At 45.3% G+C, this 24,791-nt stretch carries 28 protein-coding genes; 15 read left to right on the plus strand and 13 right to left on the minus strand.

Annotated elements, in window-relative coordinates; all coding sequences use genetic code 11:
* From ACX0G9_RS22010 to ACX0G9_RS22040, 7 genes are all read right to left on the minus strand, one after another.
* Entirely contained in the window at positions 1 to 786 is a 786-nt protein-coding gene (locus tag ACX0G9_RS22010; RefSeq protein WP_459067119.1) for a sterol desaturase family protein, read from the minus strand.
* A 63-nt stretch (positions 787 to 849) separates the two neighbouring features.
* Complete coding sequence (locus ACX0G9_RS22015) at positions 850 to 1,440, minus strand: Crp/Fnr family transcriptional regulator (RefSeq protein ID WP_459067120.1); 591 nt, start codon at positions 1,438 to 1,440, stop codon at positions 850 to 852.
* Positions 1,441 to 1,500: 60 nt separating this feature from the next.
* A complete protein-coding gene (locus ACX0G9_RS22020; RefSeq protein WP_459067121.1) occupies positions 1,501 to 2,109 on the minus strand; it encodes a dihydrofolate reductase family protein in 609 nt (202 codons plus the stop codon).
* Positions 2,110 to 2,183: 74 nt separating this feature from the next.
* A complete protein-coding gene (locus tag ACX0G9_RS22025) occupies positions 2,184 to 2,429 on the minus strand; it encodes a hypothetical protein (RefSeq protein WP_459067122.1) in 246 nt (81 codons plus the stop codon).
* A gap of 91 nt (positions 2,430 to 2,520) precedes the next feature.
* A complete protein-coding gene (locus ACX0G9_RS22030) occupies positions 2,521 to 2,916 on the minus strand; it encodes a DoxX family protein (RefSeq protein ID WP_459067123.1) in 396 nt (131 codons plus the stop codon).
* Positions 2,917 to 2,972: 56 nt separating this feature from the next.
* Positions 2,973 to 3,470, minus strand: coding sequence for an SRPBCC family protein (locus tag ACX0G9_RS22035; RefSeq protein ID WP_459067124.1), 498 nt, complete (start codon positions 3,468 to 3,470; stop codon positions 2,973 to 2,975).
* Positions 3,471 to 3,565: 95 nt separating this feature from the next.
* Positions 3,566 to 4,051: an ArsR/SmtB family transcription factor gene (locus tag ACX0G9_RS22040; RefSeq protein WP_459067125.1), complete on the minus strand. Its 486-nt coding sequence runs from the start codon at positions 4,049 to 4,051 to the stop codon at positions 3,566 to 3,568.
* A gap of 155 nt (positions 4,052 to 4,206) precedes the next feature.
* Here ACX0G9_RS22040 and ACX0G9_RS22045 point away from each other — a divergent pair, with 155 nt between their 5' ends.
* Complete coding sequence (locus ACX0G9_RS22045; protein ID WP_459067126.1) at positions 4,207 to 4,632, plus strand: hypothetical protein; 426 nt, start codon at positions 4,207 to 4,209, stop codon at positions 4,630 to 4,632.
* Positions 4,633 to 4,717: 85 nt separating this feature from the next.
* On the opposite strand, the gene ACX0G9_RS22050 is transcribed toward ACX0G9_RS22045, so the two are convergent.
* A complete protein-coding gene (locus tag ACX0G9_RS22050; RefSeq protein ID WP_459067127.1) occupies positions 4,718 to 5,266 on the minus strand; it encodes an NADPH-dependent FMN reductase in 549 nt (182 codons plus the stop codon).
* A 206-nt stretch (positions 5,267 to 5,472) separates the two neighbouring features.
* On the opposite strand from ACX0G9_RS22050, the gene ACX0G9_RS22055 reads away from it, so the two are divergent.
* The 3 genes from ACX0G9_RS22055 (at position 5,473) to ACX0G9_RS22065 (ending at position 8,047) form a co-directional block, all read left to right on the plus strand.
* Positions 5,473 to 5,838, plus strand: a complete 366-nt coding sequence (locus tag ACX0G9_RS22055; protein WP_459067128.1) for a cupin domain-containing protein — start codon at positions 5,473 to 5,475, stop codon at positions 5,836 to 5,838.
* A 68-nt stretch (positions 5,839 to 5,906) separates the two neighbouring features.
* Positions 5,907 to 7,094 carry a sensor histidine kinase gene (locus ACX0G9_RS22060; RefSeq protein ID WP_459067129.1) on the plus strand — a complete coding sequence of 396 codons (1,188 nt, stop codon included), beginning with the start codon at positions 5,907 to 5,909 and terminating at the stop codon, positions 7,092 to 7,094.
* Positions 7,095 to 7,258: 164 nt separating this feature from the next.
* Complete coding sequence (locus ACX0G9_RS22065; RefSeq protein ID WP_459067130.1) at positions 7,259 to 8,047, plus strand: two-component system sensor histidine kinase NtrB; 789 nt, start codon at positions 7,259 to 7,261, stop codon at positions 8,045 to 8,047.
* 6 nt (positions 8,048 to 8,053) lie between these two features.
* Here the strand turns inward: ACX0G9_RS22065 and ACX0G9_RS22070 are convergent, their stop codons facing one another.
* The 3 genes from ACX0G9_RS22070 to ACX0G9_RS22080 form a co-directional block, all read right to left on the minus strand.
* Complete coding sequence (locus ACX0G9_RS22070; protein WP_459067131.1) at positions 8,054 to 8,773, minus strand: type 1 glutamine amidotransferase domain-containing protein; 720 nt, start codon at positions 8,771 to 8,773, stop codon at positions 8,054 to 8,056.
* Positions 8,774 to 8,806: 33 nt separating this feature from the next.
* Entirely contained in the window at positions 8,807 to 9,367 is a 561-nt protein-coding gene (locus ACX0G9_RS22075) for a helix-turn-helix domain-containing protein (protein ID WP_459067132.1), read from the minus strand.
* 77 nt (positions 9,368 to 9,444) lie between these two features.
* A complete protein-coding gene (locus tag ACX0G9_RS22080) occupies positions 9,445 to 9,717 on the minus strand; it encodes a hypothetical protein (protein WP_459067133.1) in 273 nt (90 codons plus the stop codon).
* A 181-nt stretch (positions 9,718 to 9,898) separates the two neighbouring features.
* On the opposite strand from ACX0G9_RS22080, the gene ACX0G9_RS22085 reads away from it, so the two are divergent.
* The 4 genes from ACX0G9_RS22085 to ACX0G9_RS22100 all read left to right on the plus strand — a co-directional run bounded on the left by ACX0G9_RS22085 (position 9,899) and on the right by ACX0G9_RS22100 (position 14,230).
* Positions 9,899 to 10,636: a DUF5602 domain-containing protein gene (locus tag ACX0G9_RS22085; RefSeq protein WP_459067134.1), complete on the plus strand. Its 738-nt coding sequence runs from the start codon at positions 9,899 to 9,901 to the stop codon at positions 10,634 to 10,636.
* Positions 10,602 to 12,563 carry a glycoside hydrolase family 97 protein gene (locus tag ACX0G9_RS22090; protein WP_459067155.1) on the plus strand — a complete coding sequence of 654 codons (1,962 nt, stop codon included), beginning with the start codon at positions 10,602 to 10,604 and terminating at the stop codon, positions 12,561 to 12,563. The genes ACX0G9_RS22085 and ACX0G9_RS22090 overlap by 35 nt, the downstream gene beginning before the upstream one ends.
* A gap of 146 nt (positions 12,564 to 12,709) precedes the next feature.
* A complete protein-coding gene (locus ACX0G9_RS22095) occupies positions 12,710 to 13,144 on the plus strand; it encodes a hypothetical protein (protein WP_459067135.1) in 435 nt (144 codons plus the stop codon).
* Between the two features lie 114 nt (positions 13,145 to 13,258).
* Positions 13,259 to 14,230 carry a hypothetical protein gene (locus tag ACX0G9_RS22100; protein ID WP_459067136.1) on the plus strand — a complete coding sequence of 324 codons (972 nt, stop codon included), beginning with the start codon at positions 13,259 to 13,261 and terminating at the stop codon, positions 14,228 to 14,230.
* A 44-nt stretch (positions 14,231 to 14,274) separates the two neighbouring features.
* Here the strand turns inward: ACX0G9_RS22100 and ACX0G9_RS22105 are convergent, their stop codons facing one another.
* Positions 14,275 to 14,796: an SgcJ/EcaC family oxidoreductase gene (locus tag ACX0G9_RS22105; RefSeq protein ID WP_459067137.1), complete on the minus strand. Its 522-nt coding sequence runs from the start codon at positions 14,794 to 14,796 to the stop codon at positions 14,275 to 14,277.
* A 45-nt stretch (positions 14,797 to 14,841) separates the two neighbouring features.
* Entirely contained in the window at positions 14,842 to 15,240 is a 399-nt protein-coding gene (locus tag ACX0G9_RS22110; protein WP_459067138.1) for a winged helix-turn-helix transcriptional regulator, read from the minus strand.
* 80 nt (positions 15,241 to 15,320) lie between these two features.
* Here ACX0G9_RS22110 and ACX0G9_RS22115 point away from each other — a divergent pair, with 80 nt between their 5' ends.
* The 7 genes from ACX0G9_RS22115 (at position 15,321) to ACX0G9_RS22145 (ending at position 24,784) form a co-directional block, all read left to right on the plus strand.
* The gene (locus ACX0G9_RS22115) at positions 15,321 to 16,217 is read left to right on the plus strand and encodes an NmrA family NAD(P)-binding protein (RefSeq protein ID WP_459067139.1); all 897 of its coding nucleotides are present in this window, start codon (positions 15,321 to 15,323) and stop codon (positions 16,215 to 16,217) included.
* Between the two features lie 88 nt (positions 16,218 to 16,305).
* Positions 16,306 to 18,588: a TonB-dependent receptor gene (locus tag ACX0G9_RS22120; protein ID WP_459067140.1), complete on the plus strand. Its 2,283-nt coding sequence runs from the start codon at positions 16,306 to 16,308 to the stop codon at positions 18,586 to 18,588.
* Positions 18,589 to 18,727: 139 nt separating this feature from the next.
* A complete protein-coding gene (locus ACX0G9_RS22125) occupies positions 18,728 to 19,291 on the plus strand; it encodes a hypothetical protein (protein ID WP_459067141.1) in 564 nt (187 codons plus the stop codon).
* Between the two features lie 106 nt (positions 19,292 to 19,397).
* Positions 19,398 to 20,168, plus strand: a complete 771-nt coding sequence (locus ACX0G9_RS22130) for a hypothetical protein (RefSeq protein ID WP_459067142.1) — start codon at positions 19,398 to 19,400, stop codon at positions 20,166 to 20,168.
* Between the two features lie 136 nt (positions 20,169 to 20,304).
* On the plus strand, positions 20,305 to 20,991 hold the full coding sequence (locus tag ACX0G9_RS22135; RefSeq protein ID WP_459067143.1) for a CPBP family intramembrane glutamic endopeptidase: 687 nt from the start codon (positions 20,305 to 20,307) through the stop codon (positions 20,989 to 20,991).
* A gap of 347 nt (positions 20,992 to 21,338) precedes the next feature.
* The gene (locus tag ACX0G9_RS22140; RefSeq protein WP_459067144.1) at positions 21,339 to 22,184 is read left to right on the plus strand and encodes a hypothetical protein; all 846 of its coding nucleotides are present in this window, start codon (positions 21,339 to 21,341) and stop codon (positions 22,182 to 22,184) included.
* A 194-nt stretch (positions 22,185 to 22,378) separates the two neighbouring features.
* Entirely contained in the window at positions 22,379 to 24,784 is a 2,406-nt protein-coding gene (locus ACX0G9_RS22145) for an ABC transporter permease (RefSeq protein WP_459067145.1), read from the plus strand.
* Positions 24,785 to 24,791: the final 7 nt, after the last annotated feature.

Below are 24,791 nucleotides of genomic sequence, written 5' to 3' on the forward strand. Positions count from 1 at the left end.
TCACACCCCAAACCGCTGCTCCTGCACCTTATCATAACTCTTCACATAATCCGGATTCTCCGTTCCCATCATACGGTCCCAGACCCGGAAATAAAGGCCATAATTCCCTTTGAACTGGCTGTGGTGTAGGTTGTGATGCACGGAGGTGTTGATGATCTCGAAAAGGACATTTTTGCGAAGCCCCCGGGGCATGATCTCATAACCCAGGTGACCATAAACATTAATACCAAAACCGATCAGGATGAACAGGGTAATAGCAAGCGGATGCAGGGGAAGCACAAAAACAAGGATGATCATAATCGCCCCTTCCGTGAAGGCTTCCAGGAAATGAAAGGAATAGGAAGTCCAGGGTGAAGGGTTGGTGGAACGGTGATGTAGAAGATGAGCATGTTTGAATAAACGGGGATGATGCAGCAACCGGTGCATCCAATAGAAATAAGTATCGTGGATGATCAGCGCGAGTGCCACGCTGACGATAAGGTAAATCACTCCGTATGTAGATATTTCCGTATATACCAGGGTGTATTTTCTGAGCGGGGAGAACATCAGCCCGATGGTAATGATATTCATCACGATGGTGGATTGCATGGAATGCAGGATTTCCCGGACGAAGTCCTTGCGGGATGCGCTTTTTTTCTGGATCTTATTTTTGACGACCCTGGTATTCAGCAGCAGGTAGAACAGCACAAAGGCAGAGCCGGCGATAATAAAATAATAAACCAGGGAAAAACCGATTGTCCGGGAAAAGATCTCACGTATTGAAGGCAGAAAAGAAGAAGATTCCATATAGGGTATTTTAAGACCCTAAAATTAGGCTGCCACAGGCTCCGTCGAATTAACAAAGGTTAATTAAGCAGGTCTCCCTGCAATCCTTTTACGGATCCGGCTGAGCGATACCGGAGTGATCCCCAGAAACGTAGCTATATATTTATCATGGACCCGTTGCACGATGTCCTGCTTGTCCCGGATCAGTTTCAGGTACCGTTCTTCGGGAGTAAGGAGAATAAAGGATTCCACGCGAACCATCGATTCGGCCAGCATTTCCAGTAGAAAATAATGTTTGACGCGGGCAAAGGTGGGCGTATTATCCAGGTAATCCATCAGGACGGAATAATCCGTTTCCAGTAATTCGGTCTCTTCGATGGCCTGATAGATAAAGCGGGAAGGTTGATGAAGAAGGGTGGCATCATAGGAACTGAAAAATTGATCTTCCCAGCGCAGCAGAACGGTCACCTCCTCACCGGAAGGTTTGACCGAGAATACCCGAATCATCCCCTTCTTTATATAAGCGATCTTATCCTGGACCGCGCCCTTACGGATATAGACCTCGCCGACGGATAACCTGCGGGGAACAAACAGATCCATGATCCCCATCAGGTCTTCCAGACTGAGTTCCCGGAACCGGGACAAATAATGCGCTATTTTTTCAGGGTCGAGCATTGGTTCTACATTAAATGAATGCGTCGATCAAAAATAGGCAGTTTGGCTCAATCTTATAGGCTAATCTTCAACAGGTACATAGGTATGCATTATTCTCCCCCCCGGTAATAAAGTAGACTTTACCAAATTCAGGTTAAGTCTATTTTCTATCCCATGAAACAAGGGAGTTCCCCTACCCAGGGCAATCGGGCTTATGATAATGCGGAATTCGTCGATCAATTTAAAAGGAATCAGGCTCATGGCCAGATTGGAACTTCCGAATATCGCGATGTTCTTTCCGGGTTGCTCTTTCAGTCTGGATATCTCCTGCCCGATATGGCCTTTTTCCAGCCGGCTATTCTGCCATCCGACAGTATCCAGTGTCCTTGAAAAAACAACCTTTGGCGTGGTATTCATCACTTTTGCCGTGGCCGGATCATCCTTAAGGGCAAAATCGGAGGGCCAATATGAAGCCATTAATTCATAGGTCACCCTGCCGAAAAGAAAAGTGTCCACCGTGCTCAAAAAATCCTCGGTATATCCTTCAACCACTTCATCAGCCCCTTCCTTTGGATCAGGGCTCTTCTTTCCCTGATTGCTTTCATTCGCAATATGCCAGCTTATATCATGGTCAGGTCCTTTGAAATAGCCATCCAGGGTGACCATTGTTTGAAATATTATCTTTCTCATACTAATATTAGTTGATATTTATTTTTGGTCACCCCTTCGGAGCCATCGGAGCCATCTGAGGTATCGGAACCATCTCATGCCACCCGCATAAGTGAAACGATCTCATCCGGCAAGATGCTTGCCTCAAAACCGAATCCCCTTACCAGGCCGATCACGAAATCGGATTGGATAAAACCTGCCATGCATTGCACGCGAAGGATCCTGTCACAATCGTCCAGATCGAAATTGGCCCGGTAACCGGGAAAGGTCCGGTGGATCCGGTCGACCAGCCAACCGGCATGATCCAGGTTATTTACATTGGTCTTAAAAACTTCTACCATTTTCTTCGTTCTTAGATTTGAAGAATTAGAACCCGTACTTATTGGAAGCGTTTGGAATCCTTTGTAATCATTAGGTAGCGTTGGGAAGTGCTTAGACGGCATAACTCAGGGAAATACCTTTTGCCTGTAACCGCTTATGATGATAAATATATGAAGCGGCAATCAAGGCCAAACCGATAAAAAGAGTCGCCCATCCGCTGGCTGGATCACCTACCATTATACTGGAATACATAGCCGCAATCAGATCGAATACAAAACCTGCATAAGCCCATTCCCTGATCCGTGGATATCCCGGGACCAATATAGCGATCACGCCCAATATTTTTGCAAATCCGAGAAAGGGAATAAAATATTTGGGATACCCCAGGTGAGTGGTGACGATCGTTACGGCATCGGGGACGACCATCAGATTAGTGATGCCTGACATCAGCATGAGAGCGGCCAAAAGTCCGGTAAAGATCCAGTAAAGTGTGTTTGTCTTTTTCATGATTGGTGTTTTTGTGGTTAACCGTTGAAGGATGAAGTTGTCGTAAAAAAGTTGGTTCAATGCTGGTTTAGATAGTATTCACCCAGATAAGCGGCCAAACGATCCTGGCTTTGATTCCATCCTCCGGACATTCCACTGATGGCCTGATCCGCCGCAGGAGAAGCTTTAGTAACGGTTACATGCAGTGTAAGTTTTGTCATACCGTTCTGATTTTCGAAAGTGACCGTATTGAGTGCTTCGAGCTGAGGGATGCCATTTTCGTCCGCTATGGCCGTGGAAACAAAAACGAGTCGTTCGGGTTCGATGATCTCGCGAAATGTTCCTGACATGGGAAATACCGTTCCATCCGGCCCCTTCATATCGATACGGATGGCTCCGCCCGGGCGAAGATCTATTTGGCAAACTGGATTTGTGAACCCGGCCGGGCCCCACCAATTGGCCAGATGTCCGGCATGGGTCCATGCCTTGAATACCATTTCCCGGGGAGCATCGAAGATCCGGATAATAGTCAGTTCTTTTTTGGGTTTGTGCAGCAGCGTTGTTTGTTGTTCCATTTTTTTCTGTTTGGTTGGTGTTGCGATATCGATATCAAAACTATTAGAAACTTTCCGGTCAAGAGGGTTGTATTTACGACATTCTAAGGGGTAATTCAAGACATTCTTTTATGGGGGGGTTTCTTGCCGGCAACCTTCTTGCCGGCAGCTTTCTTTACGGCAATTTTCTTGTTAGCAATTCCCTTGTCGGCAATTTTCCTGTCAGCAATTTTCTTGCTGGCGGGTCCAATATTTTTGGCTGTATTTTTTTTGGGCGCCGCCCCAATCCCCCCCGCCTGCAATACCTGTAGATATTTATCAAGAGCGTCCAACCGGTGGTTCCAGAGTTGACGGTATTGCTCCACCCAATCCGATACTTCGCTCAATTTGTCCAGGCGAGCCTCGCAGAATCTTTCCCTTCCCTGCTGTTTGATCACGATCAGCCCGCATTCGGTCAATATTTTGATATGCTTGTAAACGGCCGTCCGGCTTACGTCAAATTGTTCAGACACGGTATTTACATTCAGCGGATGGTGAGCGATGCGGTTGATGATCGCTCTTCTTGTCGGATCGGCAATTGCCTGGAATACGTCTCTTCTCATATATAGTGAAACCTTTTGGTTGCAAATATAAATGAAACGTTTTGGTTGCACAATATTTTTGGGGGATTTTTTTTGAGTTTTCTTTTAGGGTGTTCTTTGAGTATTTTTTGGGGTGTTTTTTGCAGATTTTTTGGGTATTCGCTAAAAAATTTAAATTGGAGCAGTTTTTGGATATTTCAGGCATGCCGCTCACCATACAAATTTGTTGGCTTTTCCTGCTGGCCCTCCCTGTTGCCTGTATTGCCTGGACCGTTACCCAGGAAGAGGTATTCCGGGAGCCCAGGGAATATTTTCTTAAAAGAAGCACCACTGGTAAAACCTTACTGGAAAGAAAATTCTGTTATCTGTTCACCTGTGAGTATTGTTTTAGCCATTATGTAACCATCCTGATCCTGCTCCTTACCGGATTCAAACTGCTGTTCATGGATTGGAGGGGATATCTTATTTCGGGGTTTGCCTTAGTCTGGATAGCGAATATATATATGAGTTTGTTCAGACTGATCCGGCTGGATATTAAAAAGGACAAAACGGAGATCAAGGTAATGGAGGAAAAACAATCCCTTAAAAATCAGGAAGAATAAAAATCAGGGAGAATAAAAAAACAAAAAGAATACAAACAGGGAATATAAGGGTAGTGTAGAAGTATTTCCACAAACTGCCCCGATTTTACAAACTATTTAGCTTACTTATGAACCGCCCCATCAGCGTCTTCAGCTCAACAAGGGTTTTGTCATCGGTGATCACATTATCTTCACTGATCTTTGTCCGGGCAAATTGGATCAACAGGTTCAATTGACCGATGTCCTCCGCTTCTATGACCGTTAAGATATCCAGCAGGGCCGGATGTGCAAATCTTCCATCGGTGGAAGCAGTGATCAGTACGGTGGGTTTATGGGAAAACTCGCTGGTCGAGACGGTCCAGTCAATGGCATTCTTCAGGCTTCCCGGAACTCCATGAGCATATTCCGGAGTACAGATCAATACACCGTCTGCGTTCCGGATTTTCCGGCGGAATTCGGCTACCGGTCTGGCTACTTTCTCATTATCATCGTCGTTATCCTCCGGATTAAAAGGAGGCAGCCCCCCTACTCCTTCGAAAAGAACGATTTCCAGTTGATCTGAGTACAAGGCAGCAAGTGCCCTGATCAGGCGGTAATTGACTGAACTGCGGCTCAGGCTGCCAGAGATGGCCAGTATATGTTTTTTGTTTGTCATACAAACTTCATTCGGGTGATTGTCAATTACCGGCAGGTATTCCGGTTAGGCCATAAAGATAGGAAGGTAAAAGTTTGTAAATGTGTGAATCATATAACCTTTTATTTCAGACTTATAACATAATTGGGGTAAACTAAGGGTACATTACACCCATGGGGTCCACTGGCCTTAAAAACTGAGGCTGCACCCTTAAAAAAGATACTGCCATGACTGAAATAAATAAAGTACAAAAGAACGATACCACAGAACTGGAAAAATCAACTTCTCACATCATTGTGGAGATCATAGAATATGTACCCAATTCCGTGGTGATCAAAACCATTATCAAAAAATCTACCGGAAATATCAGTATCATGTCGTTTGACAGCGGGGAAGGATTAACGGAAAAGACTTCGCCTTTTGACACCTTTGCCCAAATCATAGAAGGAAAGGCCGAGATCGTCATTGACAAAGTGTCGAATCTGCTCCAATCCGGCCAGGGAATCATCATACCTGCACATTCCTCCAATTATATTAAGCCAAATGGCCGGTTTAAGATGATCCAAACGATCATTAAGAGCGGATATGAATAAGAGCAGCCTCCGTTAAGCATATGGAATGAAAGTTGCAGGATCAAAAGGGGGAACATGTATTTAGTATCATGACCATTAAACCTTACTTAAACGACCATGGCGCGAGGCAATCGGTCAGCAAAGTTCTATACACCGATAAGCGCATCACCATCCAGCATCTAAAGATCCTGAATGAGCTTTACCGTTTTGTAACCGAGGTGACGAACGATTGTCTTTGGGAATGGGATTTTAAAGAAAGACAATTATTCTGGATCGATGAGGGCCACAAACGCCTCTTTGGTTATCCCATCGAGAATGCCTTTATTCCTCAACGTTTCTGGGAAGATCATATTCATGACGATGACAGGAACCGTGTTTTGAATAAATTATCAAAAATAATCAGTGAAGGCTCCTCCAGTACATGGGAAGATGAATACAGGTTTGAAAAAGCCAGCGGGGATTACGTTTTTGTACATGACCGGGGGCATATTGTATATGACGGGAATAAAAAAGCCCTCCGGATGATCGGTGCAACCCAGGATATCACTGCGCGGAAATCGGTCGAATTTCAATTATTGGAAAGCGAACGGAAATTATCCTATGAACGATTAAACAGGCAGAAGGAAATTGCCAGTTCCGTACTGGCAGCACAAGAGAAGGAAAGATCTGAAATCGGGGAAGAACTGCATGACAACCTCAACCAGATCCTGGGCGCAACAAAATTATATATAGAATTGGCCAAAACAGATGAAGAGAACAGGGACATGCTCCTTGAAAAATCTTCGGAATATATAGTGACAGTAATAGAGGAGATCAGGCGAATTTCCAAAACATTGACATATCCCGGCCCACATTTAATGGGTTTATCCGATAGTATAAAGATCCTGCTTGATGAATACAAAATGGTCCATCCGCTCAAAATCGAATACAGGATGGAAGTACTTGATGAAAAGGAGCTGTCTGAAAAATTACAATTGGATATTTTCCGGATTATTCAGGAACAACTGAATAATATCCTCAAACATGCCAAGGCTAGCCTGGCCACAATTTCCCTGACCAGGCACAAAAATGAGATCCGCCTGCTGATTTCGGATAATGGGGAAGGTGCCGATCTGTCAGCCGAAAAAAAGGGGGTAGGTATACAAAACATTATGAACAGGGCCAGACTGCATCAGGGTAGCGTTAAAACTGTTTCTACCCCGGGCGAAGGATACCAGCTTAAAGTCACTTTGCTCTTACATCCCGGTTCCCCCGATTTCCCAGTATCCGTCAACTGACGCTTATTTCTTCCCTGTTTCTTCGCTTTTCCTTCCCTATCTGTGAATAGTATAACAAATTCCTTTAAACGTATAACACCCATACCCCTGAATAAATGCATCTTTAGGGCAGTATTGTACGTATACCCAAAATACGTTTTACCTAATATTAAAATCTATATATTATGGAAGTTCAAACATTCCCCCGAATTGTCAACCAGTTACGCAGTCATTCGTTGCCGGCTAAACTGTTCAGTTCCCAAATCCTTCCTGAAATAGAGCAATTACGGCCCATACCCAATCCAGCCAAGTCTGGTGCATTTACTTCCAGTCTGGCACATGAGGTCCGGAATCCCTTATCAAATATCAATCTGGCTGCCGAAATGCTTAAATCTTCCGTGCTGGACGCTGACCAACAAATTTATCTTGACATTATCACACGTGCTTCAACCCGGATCAATGACCTGGTCACGGATCTGCTGACTGTTGGTCAATCTGCCGGGATAACCGGGATTACGTCAACCTCCATCCATCAATTGCTCGACGAGGTACTTTTCATGACCAAAGACCGGATCCTGCTAAAAAATATCCTGATCAGCAAAAATTATTCGTTCAGAGATTGCAAAATACAGGGAGACAAAGAAAAAATAAAAATGGCGCTGACCAATATTATCATCAATGCCATCGATGCCATGACTGCCGGAAAGGGAAGATTACAATTGATCACCAGATCCATCAACGGGAAATGTATCCTCGAAATAAAAGACAATGGCATAGGTATCCAAAAAGAAAATCTGAAGAAAATATTCCAGCCTTACTTCACCAATAAGCCAGGCGGCATGGGTTTGGGACTTTCCACCACCCTGGAAATCCTAAAGTCTAATCAAATTACCGTTGATGTATTATCAGAGGAGGGAACCGGGACACGTTTCATGCTCTCCTTCGATATGGCCCAACAACCCGGGAAAGAATAAATTATTTCAATAAACCACAGGTTCGGCCCTCTTCGATAAATCTTTCTGGCAAGCAAGCAATTTCATAGCTACTTCCTTGGCAGAGGCAGGGTTCTGACCGGTAATGATATTACCATCCGTCACCGTATAACTTTCAAAATCCGGACGTCTGTTATAAAGGGCGCCCAGGGATATAAGTTTTGTTTCCAGCAAAAATGGTACAATGTCCGTCAGTCCTGAGACTGTTTCCTCGGTATTACTGAAAGCCGTAAGTTGCTTGCCTTTAACCAAAGGATTTCCCAATCTGTCTTCCAGATCCACCAGGCCGGCAACTCCATGACAAACGGCTCCGATGAGCTTATGCTGCCGGTAAAAATCTTCCAGTAAATCTTTTAAGGCCTTATTACCGGGAAAGTCCCACATAGGGCCATGCCCCCCAGGAAGGAATACCATGTCAAAATCTTCCGCCTTTAGGTTGTTTAAGGAAACTGATTTTGACAACCAGGACCTGGCTTCCACATCTTTCTGGAACCGCCGCGTGGTCGAGGTGGAAACGATTATAGATTCGCTTTTGGGATCCAGCGGAATTTCTCCTCCTTTTGGAGAAGCCAGGGTGATGACAGCCCCCGCATCCCGGAAGATATAATACGGAACAGCCAGCTCTTCCAGCCAAATTCCTGTTCTACGGGGACTCTCTCCCATTTTAGCCTGGGAAGTGGCTATGATCAATATTTTACTAGGTAACATATTTAACTGATTGTCTTGATTCAAAGTTGATTATCACATATCCTCCAGCATGGAACGTCTTTTATCCTTAAGTTTTTTGAAATGGGTGGGGGTAAGACCGGTCACTTTCTTAAACTGTGTGGAAAGATGCGCTACGCTGCTATAATGCATCTTATAAGCAATCTCTGTAAGGTTAAGTTCATTATAAACCAGCAATTCCTTTACCCGTTCGATCTTATGGGAGATAAAGAATTTCTCGATCGTAATGCCCTGTACTTCCGAAAAGAGATTGGCGAGATAGGTATAATCGTGGTCTAATTTCTGGCTTAAAAGATCGGATAAATTAATGGCCAGGGGTTCTTCTGAATAATGCACCACCTCAACTATGACATTCTTTATTTTCTGGATCAGTACGCTTTTTTTGTCGTCCATTAATTCGAGCCCGGATTTAAGCAGGGCTATCTTAAACTGTTCCCGCTGCAGGGAGGAAATAGAATCCAAAATCTCTGCCTCACCCAACTCAACTATGGCATACCGCAGGCCAAGTTTGGTCAACTCGTCCTTCACGACCATCTTGCAGCGGACACAAACCATATTTTTGATGAAGAGTTTCAAGGATATTCATTATTAAACTCTTTAACGAACAGGTCTCTATATTTATACGCAGAACATTTATTCAGGCACGCACCGGATCAGGAAATGCTGCGGTCACCAAAATTCCGTTCATAGTCGATCGTTGTGCGCAAAATCTTGATCCTTTCCGCGATCTTTTTGCCAAACTTATCATTGCGGTTAAGCTTGCGGATCTCATTCAATGCGTCCTCATAATTGTGCAGTGCCTGACCATAACGGCCTTCATTTTCATTGCGGACTCCTTCGCTATATAACTCGGTATGGCCATTCCTTTTATAGAAGAAAAACAGGAGAATAACAAGGGTTAAAAGTACCGGCAGAATTAGTAGCATAAGCTGTAAGCTAAGCTTAAAAACCCAATAAGGCCTTAAAATCATTTGGCCACCGGTTTTATGAACTTGAACCGGTAAAACCTACAATTCGAACAGCCTGGCCTTCTTACCCCGCACTATTACCTGCAAATTTGTGCCCTGATTAACACGCTGAAAAACAATCAATTCAAAAAAAACTATCATGAAACAAATTTTACCGGCCATCCTTTTATCTTCCTTTCTTTTCGTCGTATCCTGCAAAAAGAACGACAACCATCAAGGAGGAACCTTCAAAGGCAAAGAAACAGCCATTGGGAGCGGAGCGGCCTATACCACCGTCGAACTGGACCAGAACAATGTTCCCTTAGCGGTTGGAATCACGCTGAAGCCTGGCACTTTAACGAATCTTCCGGAAGGCGATGACATACATCATGGTTACGAGTACGAACTGGAACTGCCTGCCCAGAAGGCCAAAACCCCTTTCGATCATGCAGTGATGGACTGGAATCCCCATGGTCACCCTCCCGAGGATATCTACGATAAGCCGCATTTCGATTTTCATTTTTACATGGCCACCCGGACAGAAGTGGATAATATACCGGAATATGATGAGGCCCCGGAAACACAATGCACCGGAACCTGTCTTTACTCTTTATATGGCCATGGCAGAAGAAGAATTACCCGAACAAAGATGGGGCATCGTAAAAGCGGCACTGACAGAAGGACTGATGATCCACACTTGAGCGTACTACGTAGGAGAGGATACGTTATATTTGTTTACAGGACAGTTGGCCGGAGCATTAAACAATACAAATATGAATACCAGGAAAAGCCCCTTTCCATTTTATATTTTTCTGACAATCCTGACTTTCCATTCCCTGATTACAAAGGGAAAGGATTTTCCCTTGCTGCCCCGGACGGCACATACAGCAAGGGGTAGTAGCAGCAGTATCAGGCTTACTTCCCCTTCCGGCAATCTTCATTTTACCTTCTTTCTGACGAACAATCGGGCCGGTTACAGCATCTCCTATAACGGACATCTGCTTATCGACAAAAGCGAATTATCCCTTTCCTTCAAAGGGGAAAATGATTTTGAAGGGAACCTGTCATTCAAAAACCCTGTTTTCCGTCAGGGCAGGGAAACCTATTCGCTGATCGTCGGTAAAACAAGCCAGGTAAATGATCCCTACAGGGAAGTAAGGATCCCCTTGTCGGAATCGATAAGGCCCTTCCGACAAGTAATCCTGGTGGTCCGTGCTTTTAATGACGGGATTGCATTTCATTATGAATTCCCCCGCCAACCCGGGCGGGATTCCTTTATCCTCACCAGGGAGAGCACGCAATTTAATCTCGTTGGTGATCCGTTGGTGCACGCTTTGTTCCTGCCAGGTTTTACCACTTCTCACGAAGGGGAGTATACGCATATTCAATGGCAGTCAGTAAAACCGGATACATTGATGGATATGCCGGTGCTGCTGGAGTTCCCGGTTGAGAAAAATACTATTTACATGGGCATTACAGAAGCGGCGCTGGTCGACTATGCCGGCATGTACCTGGTCAAACATAATGGTGTATTGAGGGGAACCCTTTCTCCTTTGCCGGGGCAAACGGAGAATAAGGTAAAGGCCATCCTTCCCCATTCAAGCCCCTGGCGGGTAATGCTTATTAGCGACCGCATCGGCGCACTGATCGAGTCGAATATAATTACCGATCTCAACGAACCCTGCCGGATAAAAGACCTGTCCTGGATCAGACCGGGGAAGACCACTTTTCCCTGGTGGAACGGCAATGTGACACCCGACACACTGAATGCACCCGGAAATAATTTTGTAACGGCTCAGTATTATATCGATTTCTGTGCAAGGACTGGGCTGGAATATCATTCTGTGGTAGAATATGGTCTGCATGAATGGTATGTGAACGATGGCGCAGGATTTATGCCCGGTCCGCATGCCGACCCGACCAGGGCGGTACCCGGCCTGGACATGCAGCAAGTTTGTGACTATGCCCATAGTAAAGGTGTAGGTATCCGAGTTTGGGTTCATTGGGCCGCCTTATATCCCAAACTGGATTCAGCCTTTGCCCGGTTTGAAAAGTGGGGTATCAGCGGGATGATGGTTGACTTCATGGACCGGGACGATCAGGAAATGGTCAATATTCAAACGGAGATCCTGCAAAAAGCAGCCGCACATCATCTTCATATTCAATTCCACGGGGCTTATAAACCCACGGGGCTCAGCCGCACCTGGCCCAATGAATTTACAAGGGAAGGCACGCTGAATTATGAAGCCAATAAATGGAGCAAACGAGTCAACCCGGATCACGATATCAATTTCCCTTTCACCAGAATGCTGGCCGGTCCCACAGACTTCCATCTTGGAGGTTTCCGCTCGGTTACGGATTCCCAATTCGTCATTCAATACACCCGCCCCCTCATGCTGGGTACCCGTTGTCATATGCTGGCCATGTATGTGGTACTGGAAAGTTATCTCGGAATGGTATGCGATTATCCTGCTGCCTATGAAGGACAGCCGGGTTTTGAATTTCTGCAGAAGGTGCCGACGGTCTGGGACGAAACCAAAGTGCTGGACGCTAAAGTGGGTGAATATATCTTGATCGCCAGACGAAAAAAAAAGGATTGGTATGTCGGCGCAATCACCGATCACCATCCGCGGCTGCTAAAAATACCGCTTGACTTTCTGGAAGAAGGCGCTTATACGGCAACGTTGTATACTGATGCACCCGATGCCGTGAGGGAACCAAATCACCTGGTGAAGGAAGTCCATGTAGTCAAAAGAATAGATGTCTTAACGGCCACACTGACGGGTGGGGGAGGAATGGTCTTGCATATAAAAGCACAGGAATAATGAAAAAAGATCCGGAGTCTTTTTTGTGGGTCTGGCTGGTTAATGCATCGTTAACGGCTCGTTAATGGCGATTGCCGATTAAATTTTTCCCCTCTTTTCCCGTCAATAGGTTTATGAATTTTCTTTTTCACTTTAAAAACCCAAAAATGAAATCATCAGCCGTTTTGTTTACAGCAGCCATCCTTAGTCTGGGTAGCGTAGCCCAGGCTCAGAATGCCCACCGGATCAATCATGATCTGCATGATATCCATCATGACCGTAAGGATATTCACCATGACCGTAAGGATATTCACCATGATAAAAAAGATCTTAAGAAGGACAATAAGGACATTGGTAAGGACAAAGCCGCTATAAGCAAGGATCGCCAGGAAAGGAACCAGGATATTGCCAATAAGGACTATAAGGATGCGCATGCAGAACAGAAGCAGATCAATGGAGAGAAAAAAGATCTGAATAAGGACAGGACCGACCGCAATGCAGACCGCAAGGACCTTCACCAGGACCATAAGGATGTAGGACACGACAAACGTGATCTGAAAAATGACAAAACCGATCTGAAAAAAGACGCCAGCGGCAATTAACCGCTGATACCGAAAAGGAATACCGGCTATCCCTAAAAAGGACCCGGTATTTCTTTATCCCTACACTTCATCACCCGTTACCCTTTATTCTACCAACCCAATACTACTGATCATATGCGAATTTCCCTTCCATGCATTGTATTGACAGGGAGTCTGTTCTTATCCGTTCAGTCCTTATCCGCACAGGAGAGAACCGATACAATTGCTCAAGACCCATCGGGCATACAGACGACCACAGCTTCCATTCCCGGGACATCCATAAAAGATTCGGCGGATACAAAGAAAAAACCCAGGCACTCTCATTTTGAAGCAGAGCTCTCTTATGTAAATGACAATGTCTATCTGGGCAGGAAAGATTCGGTAGCCATTCCTTATATGTCACCCCGTATCGGGTTTTTTCATAAAGGCGGTTTTTTTGCTGATCTCGCTCTGGGTTATATGACCGGTTCCGGAGAGACCCGCATTGACATGACAGCCCTGGATGCAGGTTATGCCTTTGAAGCAGGCAATTATGAAGGATCGTTAACCGCTACCAAATACTGGTACAATAACAACAGTACGAATGTCCGGGCTGAGATGAAAGGAACTATCGGTTACTCGAATGCCTATGATTTTGGATTCATCAAACCAACTATGGAATTATCTCTCAACATCGGCAACAAATCTGACTTTGCCGGCGCTTTCGGTCTTTCCCACAGCTTCTATGTTCTGAATGATAACCTGGAATTCACGCCGACCTTCACGGCTAATGCCAGTACGCAGAATTATTACAGCGATTATTATAAAAAGAGGCGATATTCCAAAGCCAGAAAAGGCAAAACACCCGTTACCGGAACGGCTCTTGTTTCCGGAGTGGTGCAGAATGCCGCGGCCTTTAAATTCCTGGATTATGAATTCAGCCTGCCGCTTAGTTATGAAGCAGGCCGTTTCACTTTCAGTGTGGTGCCCGTATATGCGATACCTGTAAACCCGGAACAGATACTGATCACCACTCAGCTTACTAATGTCACGATCAGTTCAAAAATGCATACGGAAAAAATTGAGGGCTCCTTTTTCTGTACCTTCGGGATCCTCTGCAAATTTTAAGGCAGCTTTATTTGCAAAAGGCCTTCCCTTTCGTAGGAGGCTTTCTATTTCCCTGGAGGATTGACGGGAATATCCATATTATGCATGACAATGACGCGCCATTTATCGCCTGTCTTTGTCATGATCAGATTGGCGAGGCCTTTTCGGAATTCATTTTCGGGTCTGCCTGGCAGCTTTGCCCCGGTCATTTCCCATAAAACATCGACTGCGGCTACGTCCGGTTTGATAAAACGAACTGTTTTACCGGTGATCTTCAGATTTGAATCCTTGAACCAGGTGGCAAATATCCTGGCATGGAATTTTTCTATCTCAGCTCTACCATGAGCACCCATTCCGACTACATTGGTAAAGTCGGCATCGTCAGTAAATGCCATAGAAAAAGTGGGTGCATCATGTGTATTCCATCCGGCTACAAAAAAGGCGTCAAGGATTTTGGTAATCGTTTCCTCCTCTTTGACGGAACCTCCCGAATTGCTTGAAGTGGAAAGGCTATCCATAGTCTTTGTCTGAGCGGACACGCCGGCCAGAAAGGCCAGGGAAAAGAAAAAAGTAAAAAGGAATTTCATATTTTTCTTCTTAATATACGAATTAAAATCCACGCTGAATACATTTTATTTGGAAGGAAAATCGCTCAGGCTCCTTGAAATCGTCCTGGAATTCCGTTTGCTTTCTTCCACGACCCAGGTAGCCATGGCATACAAAACGGGTTTTAACCCAGCCCCCGAAGGGGTCAGGCTATAAGTAACATGAGGGGGTACCACAGGTTTCGCTTTTCTGATCACCAGTCTATCCGCCTCCAATTCCTTGAGATGCTGAATCAGCATCTTTTCCGTGATGGCGGGGATCGCTCTTTTTAATTCCCCGTACCGTTTGCTGCCCGTCAATAAATGGAATAATATAATGGGTTTCCAATGACCGCCGATCCGGTCCATCACATAGGTTAACGGACATTGCGCAAACACTAAATTTTTATTTGCCTGGAGGGTTGAGCTTTCTTTCACCTTGGTCATGGATACATACTTTAGGGTAAGTACTGGTTTATTAGTAAGTACAAATATACCTTTGTTATCGAAAATAAACAAACAACCAAATGAGTAAGATTACCGTAACGGGGTCACTGGGGAATATCAGCAGCAGACTCACCGAAAGATTAACAGCAAAAGGACATCAGGTAACTGTCATCAGCCATGACCCCAAAAAAACAAAAGACATCGAAGGACTAAAGGCAACCGCGGCGATCGGATCCATAGAGGACTATAATTTCCTCCTTCGGGCCTTTGACCAGGCAGACGCAGTGTACACCATGATCCCGCCCAATTATGTCACTGACGATCTGAAGGGATATATTCGGTCGGTTGGTGAAAAATATGCCGGGGCCATTGCGGAAACCGGCGTCAGGCATATAGTAAACCTGAGCAGCATCGGCGCCCATGACCCTAAGGGTTCAGGTCCGACCGGCTCCAATCATTTTGTCGAGAAAAAAATGGACGAAATAAACGGAACGAATGTATTACATCTTCGTCCCGGGATGTTCTATACTAATTTCTTCGGGGCCATGCCGATGATCAAACATCAGCATATCATCGGGAATAATTTTGACGCCTCCGTCAATATGGTCCTGACTCATCCACAGGATATTGCGGCAGCGGCAGCCGAGGCTTTGGATTCTTTGTATTTTACCGGCACAAATGTCCGGTACCTGGCAAGCGATGAAAAAAACGGGGGACAAATAGCCTCCATCCTGGGTCAGGCCCTTAACATTCCGGATTTGTCCTGGATGGAATTTTCCGATGACGCGTTGCTGCAGGGCATGCTGCAAAACGGATTGAGCGAACAAATGGCAACCATCTATATAATGGAAATAGGTATTTCCTTACGAAATGGGACACTGTTCGAAGATTACCGCCTGCACAAATCCGTGACCAACGGGAAAACAAATTTTGAAACCTTTGCCCGGGAGTTCGCAGCCGTATATAAAAACAGTTAAAAGAAAATGGAGGGCAATACATATACATCCAATATGTCAATTTATCCGTAAATTTAGCCTGTAGTTCCCAAAACTATTCTCATTTTACATGCCATTTACCTATTTACGCAATGTATTATTTTTCCTTTCTGTCTTTTTTTGTTCCTTACAACCAGCCCTGGCACAATCGGTCATAAAAGGTAATGTTACGGATGCCCAAAGCAGGCAGCCGGTGGAAGGAGTAAGCATCCTGTTACTGCCGGGGAAGACAACCGGAATAACGGATCAATCGGGTAATTTTTATTTCCGTCATATTAGTCACCTTCCGGAACAGATCCGTTTCTCATCGATCGGTTACCAGGCAAAAACATTGTCTTTTGCGGAGTTTAAAACCCAAAACTACCGGGTAAGCCTTGCCGCGTCCAATATAGAATTAAGTTCGGTGACCGTATCATCACATCCCGGAGAGCAATACCAGATGATCAGCAGAACGGATATTGCCATGCGGGGCGTCACCAACTCCCAGGAAGTGCTGCGCATCATCCCCGGCATTGTGATCGGGCAACACCAGGGAGGCGGCAAGGCCGAACAGATCTTCCTACGGGGTTTCGACGCGGATCATGGCACAGATTTCAGAATGGACGTGGATGGCCTGCCCATCAATATGCCCTCGCATGCCCATGGCCAGGGCTTCGCGGACAGTCATTTTATTATCCCGGAAACTATCGGGAGCGTGGATTTTAAAAAAGGCCCTTACACCGTCACCAAAGGGGATTTTGCCACTACAGGCTTCGTGGATTTTAATACAAAGAGCTCTCTGCCTGGTAACAGTATCAAATTGGAAGGAGGGATGTTTACTACTTTCCGTGGCCTTGGAATGTTCAACCTGCTTGGGCAAAAGGCCAGAGAACGTCAACAGTCCTGGTATGTGGCCTCGGAATACCGGTATTCGGATTCCTATTTTGATAACCCGCAGCATTTTAACCGGTTTAACCTGTTCACCAAATACAACGGCAAAATATCTGAACATTCGCATCTTATTGTTTCTGCAACTACCTTTTGGAGCAAATGGAATGCTTCCGGGCAGATTCCCGACCGCGCCGTTTCCGACCATCTGATCGGCTTTTACGGAACCATCGATCCCTACGAAGGCGGTAAGACCTACCGGACCAATATAAACGCGCAGCTCATCACAGCCAACAGCAACGGAGATCTTTTTAAGAACCAGGTTTATTATTCCAATTACCATTTCGATCTCCATACCAACTTTACTTTTTACCTGGTCGATACGGTGAATGGTGATGAGATACGCCAAAAAGAAGCGAGAGATCTTTTTGGTTATAATGGCAGCTACCACCATACCGGTTATATCGGAACAACAAAACTGATCACGGAAGCCGGGCTTAATATCCGGACCGATCTCACCCATAACTCGGGCCTCTCCCATACAGTGGATCGTTTCATCACTCTGCAGCAACTAAAATTGGGCGATATCAGCCAAACCGATATCGCGCCCTATGGCAGCGAAACCTTTGTCTTTAGTGAACATTTCAGCATCAATGCCGGGCTTCGGTTCGACCAGTTCTATCACCGTTATACCAATAAATTCGCAGGGGATACGACCTTACCGGGAACAGGTGTCTATAGAGCAAATGCAAATACACTTAGTCCCAAACTGAATTTCTATTATCATCTCAACGACGAAACCCAGTTTTACCTGACCACCGGGCGGGGTTTTCATTCAAACGATACCAGGGCTGTCGTGGTGGAAAAGGGAATGGCCATCCTGCCAGCTGCCTATGGAGTCGATCTGGGGACGGTCTTTAAACCCCTGAAAAATCTCCTGATCAATGCTTCGGTCTGGTATATCGGCCTTAAACAGGAATTTGTGTACAACGGTGATGGAGGAGATATCAGCTTTAACGGAAAGACCCGCCGTATTGGACTGGATTTCTCCGGACGTTATCAACCGGCCAGATCGATCTATGTGGATCTTGATCTGAACTATGCACATGGCCGCGCGACCGATGCCCCGAAAGGAGCCGATCATATTCCCCTGGCGCCGGTATGGACCAGTTCTGGCGGCATAACCTATACCGGTAAAAAGGGTTTTAATGGCAGCCTGCGCTACCGGTATATTGGTAACCGGCCGGCCAATGAAGACTATAGCCTGACCGCAACGGGGTATTTTGTAACGGATGCCGTGATCAACTATACCCAACCCAAATACGAGATCGGGCTGGTGATCAACAATGTCTTAAATACCAAATGGAAGGAAACGCAATTCGCTACGCTTACCCGGTTGAAAGGTGAAGCAGTTCCTGTCGATGAGATCTGTTTTACCCCCGGCACCCCATTTGCCGCAAAACTGAGTTTCACGCTGAATTTTTAAAAAGATAATCAAGATCGATTTCCGTTAATAGGATTGGGCATGGCATGCCAATTGCATATACTATTTAGCAATTCTGTCTGCCTCTTACATAAGTAGCTTATATATACTAATAGTATAAGCAATTAACTTAATACATAAAATGAATAACATTAGACAACTGACAAAAGGCATTTCGCCACAAACAAATAGTAACGTCAAAAAGCTGTTCTTAATAGCGACCATACTGGCCAGCGGCTTTCTTTTTCAAAAAGCTGCCGCACAGGTTCATATCGATGTAAGGGCTAATATCGGCAACCAGCCTGGCTGGGGTCCAACCGGTTATGATCATGTAGATTATTATTATATGCCTGACATCGATGCCTATTATTATGTTCCCGCCCGTCAATATATCTATCTGGACGGAGGGCGCTGGAGACGTACCAGTTCATTACCCAGCCGTTATAACAATTATGATATAAACAGCGGTTACAAAGTTGTGGTCAATGAGCCAAGGCCTTATCGTCATGCGGCAACCTACCGGGCAAAATATGCCGATTATAAAGGCCGCCACGATCAGGAAATAATCCGCAACAGCCATGATTCAAAATATTATGAGAGCAAGGGACACCCCGAACATAATAATTGGAAAAAAGAACATGGCAACGGCAATGGTCATGGCAACGGCAATGGTCATGGAAATGGCAGAAACGGAGATCATCATTAATCGTTCGTAGACAATACCTTTTTATCTTCAGCGTCCCCTCCAGGCTATGGTTCTGGTTGGGGACGTTGTCATTTGACGGGATTGTTTTTTTTATTTATATTTATGTATGCGGCTATCATTAACTATCCTGAGTATTTTAACCGGCTTCTCCGCCTTTTGCCAGCCAACGGCAAACAAGCTGACGGGAGAATATGCTAATTACCCGATCAGTCTGAAGCTGAGACCTGACAATACATTTATTTTCAAGACCAACGACCCTGTTTTTCCGTATACTTATTCAAGTTATCAAAATCAGGGAACCTGGACGGCATCCGGAAACCTGATAACGCTGAACCCGGGTAAAACCAAAAGGTCGCCATCTGTAACCCTGATCGAACATCCAGCCATTGGCAAGGAACAAGAAGGTATACGGACCCCTGCAGACTCTATCTGTATCAGGATAAATTATTTCATAGAAACCTATGAGAACGAAATATTGACCGGCAGGGCCCCTGCCGATTTTCACCTGATGACCTTATACATCAATAATAGTCATAATTACCAGCACCTGGTGCATTCCCCTATCCGCAGCGTCTGTACGTTTTCACCCCGCATTAAAAGACAAATCATCCTTGATTCCTCCAATACCGTGATGCTGCCCCGGCAGCTTATTGAAAAAATAGGGATCCGGACTTATGCATTCGACAAGACCATAGAATTAATTCCTTCCAATCCCAGCTCTTCATTTTTCGAGATCAATATCATCCAACCAGTTGACAAAGAAAGAACCCCCAGGAGTAAACAAGTCATCATTAAAGGCAACCGTGCCTATGTTGATGAGATCAATGGCAAAGTCTGCTCCTCCTGGTATATACAAACTTTGAAAAAGGTAAATTAGACTTACGATCAACAGCCTGAATGTTTATTGCTTTTTAGCCCCTTTCCGTTGGAAGTTTCAGCCCTTTTATCGATCGATTGTTATCTTGTGGGGATTCTGCCGTTTATTTGTTTTCCAGAACAATAAGTCAGCCCTCATGAACAACAACTTTGCCCTTATCAACAACAAACGGACGATAAAAATTCTCCTGGATATAATTTGCATCAGTTTTTTGATCCTTTTCCCTCATTTTGTTCCTCTTCCCTTTTATTCCTATGCCGTCATTTGTCTTTTATTTATCTGGCTGCTATTAAAAAAACAAAAGAAAACATGGGAGTGGATAGGGCTGCAGAAAAAAAGAATTACTGCTCCGGGCTTTTTAACGGGCATTGGGTCCGGTCTCTTATGGGTTGCCATTATTCAATGGGGTTATATCCCGTTTATCCTGCATTTCTTTAACCCTTTTGTAAAATCCTATACCGAATATGATTTTATCAAAGGCCATCCGCTGAACCTCCTAATTACCCTTGTTGCATCCTGGGTCATCGCCGGATTTTATGAGGAAGTGGCTTTCAGGGGGTATATCCAAACGACCATCCGGAATTGGTTTGGGTCATCTTCGTCCTCTTCCTTTTGGATCAGCGGAATGCTTACCAGTTTGTTATTCGGGCTTTATCATATTCAGCAGGATAGTTGGGGTGTTCTTTCCGCCTTTCTGGGAGGGCTCTATTGGACGGCCATTCTGCGAAAAACCAAGGGTAATTTGTGGGTGGTGATCATTTCTCACGGAGTTTATGATACTGTTACCCTGTTGCTGATTTATGTTGGTTGGTTCGGTAAATGAAGGATTAATCACGACTTCTTCGCCTGCCCCATACCCACACTGTATTTATCGGGCGTCCCGGCAGCCTCCATACCCGGGGTCAAACGGGTTGAATTTGAGAAATTGGGCCATTTAGATGCCGATAATAGCGGCAATCCGCAAAAAATAGCGAATGAACTGTTGCATTTTTTTAAACCGGGTAAGCCTGGGTAGAAAAGCGTAGCTTGTGTCTTCCGAAATGAAAATCGTAAAGCGATTCATTTGGAAATTTAAAAGCAACTTATCTGGAAATCTTAAAGCAGCTCATTGACCGGCGTTTTGAAGGCAACCGGGGTAAAAACATATTCTTTGCCGACCTGACCCAATCAATGGGTTTTATCAGTATCACGCCGGAGATTTTCGTGATGATCCGTAAACTGGGCAGGGAATCCGAGAACCACATACTGGATTATATTACGGACAAAGCCCTTCAGGAATTTTGCCGGATGAATCAGTTCTATTCCATCAACAAAAAAGCGCAAAAGGGGTTGCGGGCGATTTATTCCACCCTATTGCAAAATTTTCAGGGCCATGCCGCCATTGCTGATAAAGGCGTTCTGAAAGACGATAACGATACATTTATCGAAACCGTTTCGCGTGCGCATTTTTCCCATTTGCAATCCTGGTTGAAAGAAACGAATCCGTTTTCCATCCTGTTAAATCCTGCTGATAAAAAAATGGCGGATCGGGTAACCTGTGCCGAGTATAGCGCCGGATTACAGCTTAACCTGTTCGGCATTGACCTGGCTACCATCAAAGGACCTGTCCTGGATATTGGCAGCGGCAAAAAAGGTTTGCTGGTTAATTACCTAAGGCATAGAGGTGTAGAAGCCTATGGCATAGACCGGTTTACCACCTCCCAACCCTTTTTACAAAAATCGGATTGGCTCGACTATACTTATGAGGAAGAAAAATGGGGAACGATCATCAGCCACCTGGGTTTCACCAATCACTTCGAACATCATAACCAACGGAAAGATGGTAATATAGCCGGGTATGCCCAAACATACATGAGTATCCTTCGTTCTCTGAAAGGACAGGGTTCTTTTTATTATGCCCCCAACCTGCCCTATATCGAACAATACCTGGAAAATGAGAGTTACCGGGTAGACATCAGGGAAATCGATGGTCTGCCGCACCGGACGGCAAAAGTTACCCGGATCGGGTTAGCATAAGATTCACACCGGCAGGTCTAGGCAGGACGAGACCACGTGTATAGCTATACCAGGACAAGTCACTAAGTCTCACAAACGAACAGTTTCGTACTAAAAGCGGACAATCCCTTTAGACAGCCTAATTCTAATTCATTGGCAATCAACATCTAAAAAACTGGCATTTTTATAGCTGCTTGCTCCAAAAAGCCATTGCCATGCTCAGGAACTATTTCACAACTGCCTTCCGGAATTTGTCGTCCAACAAAGTCTATTCCCTGATAACGATCCTGGGTCTTGGTGTGGGTATTGCCGTTTGCCTGATCCTTTTTATTTTCATCCGGTATCAAGAGAGTTTTGACGGTTATCACCGGAATAAAGCGAAGATTTTCAGGGTCATGACAAAAGGCGACAGGAAGGAGATTGGAAAAGAAGATATAGGTTCTGCCGTTCCCTTTCCTTTGCCCACGGCTATGAAAAACGATTTTCCGGATTGGCAAAGCACGGGTTTGTTCTCGATGCCCAATGTACAAATGCTGGCCCTGAATCAAGCCGGACAGACGGAAAAAAAATTCAAGGAGAAGGAGGGAGTTTTCCTGATTGAACCTTCCTTATTTTCCATCTTCGATTTTGTCTGGCTGGCGGGTGCCCCGTCAGAAGCGCTAAAGAATCCCCATTCTGCCGTGCTGACGAAGGCGACGGCGGACAGATATTTTGGTGACTGGAAAAAAGCCATGGGCCGTTCCATAAAATTCAACAATAAAGAATTGCTGAGGGTAACGGGTGTACTTTCAGATCCTCCTTCCAATACGGATCTCAACCTTAAAATCGTTATCCCCTATTCGCTCGCTTCTTTTTCAAAATCGACCGATTGGTGGACGATCAATGGCCAACATGGATGTTATGTTTTATTGCCGTCCGGGGAGACCGTTTATTCCGCGGATCAGCGTCTGAATGTCTTCTCCAAAAAATACAGAACCGCAGATAATAAAAATACACAGGTCTTACAATCGCTGAGCGAAGTCCATTTTGACGCAAAGGGAGGGAATTTCAGTGGAAAAATGATTACCAGGGACCGTATCCGGACCTTATGGCTGATCGCCGCCTTTATTCTTTTTATTGCCTGCGTCAATTTTATAAATCTTTCTACGGCCCAGGCCGTTAACCGGGCAAGGGAAGTAGGAGTCCGCAAAGTATTGGGAGGAAACCGCCAACAATTGAGGGTACAATTTCTCCTGGAGTCCCTGGTACTGGTAACAACGAGTGTATTGCTCGCTGTTCTGTTCACCATACTGCTCATGGTCCCGGTCAGCAAAACATTGGATATCCCTTTATCCTACGAAGTATTCCAGCAGGAACAGGTGATTTTATTCCTGGCGGGGGTCACAGCAGCCGTAACCTTGCTCGCAGGATTTTACCCGGCCATCGTTCTGTCATCCTTTAATCCGATCGAAGCCTTAAAAAGCAAACTGGCCGCTAAATCCAACCGGGGCATTAGTTTGAGAAGAGGTCTGGTCGTTTTGCAATTTGTGATTGCCCAGGCCCTGATCATCGGAACCCTGCTGATCATCCGCCAAATGAATTATTTCGGGAAGGCCAGCATGGGTTTTAGTAAAGAGGCCATTGTGACCGTCCCTTTTCCCGGGGATAGTGCCGGCCAAAGCAAACTCACCTATTTGCGTAACCGGCTTTCGGCCGTGAAGGATATCCAACAGATCAGTTTTAACAATACCGCTCCTGCCGATGACGATAATTGGTGGACCGGGTTTACATTCGATCATGCGGCCAAAGGGATCGACTTTGCGGCAATCGACAAATGGGTGGATGCCAATTATCTCGATACCTATTCCCTGCCCCTGGCAGCAGGCCGCAATATCACTACATCCGATTCGATCCGGGAATTCCTGGTCAATGAGACCCTGGCCAAAAAGCTGGGTTTTGTCCATCCCCGCGACATTCTGAATAAGGAGATCAATCTCTGGAATGGTTTTGCGGTAGGCCCGGTGGTCGGCGTGGTAAAAGATTTCCACCCGGCCTCGTTAAAGGATTCCATGGCCCCTGTGTTTATGATGAATTTTAAGAAAGGATTTAATGCTGCAGGAATAAAAATAGGAGGAGCCAATCTGTCTGCTACGATGCTGAAGGTCGAAAAGATCTGGAATGAGACCTACCCCGATTATGTTTTTGAATATCAATTCCTGGACGAGAAGATCGCCAACTTTTACAAGGAAGAGGCTGAACTATCCCGGATCTACAAAATATTCGCTTCCATCGCGATATTCCTCAGTTGTCTGGGGTTATACGGGTTAGCCTCCTTCATGGCTGTTCAACGAATAAAGGAAGTAGGCATCCGCAAGGTGCTGGGAGCTACCGCTGCGAGTATCGTCTATCTGTTCTCCAAAGAATTTGTCCTGCTGATCGGTATCGCCTTCCTTATTTCCGTTCCGCTTGCCTGGTATTTCGTCCATCAATGGCTGCAGCATTATGTATACCGTCTCCCCATCAACGGATGGATCTTTGTAACGGGAGGGTTGCTTGCCTTTTTGATCGCCCTGGCCACCGTGAGTTTCCAGGCCATCAAAGCAGCCCTGATGAATCCCGTGAAGAATCTGAGAACGGAATAAAAGAGAA

This window comes from Flavitalea flava (assembly GCF_054461575.1).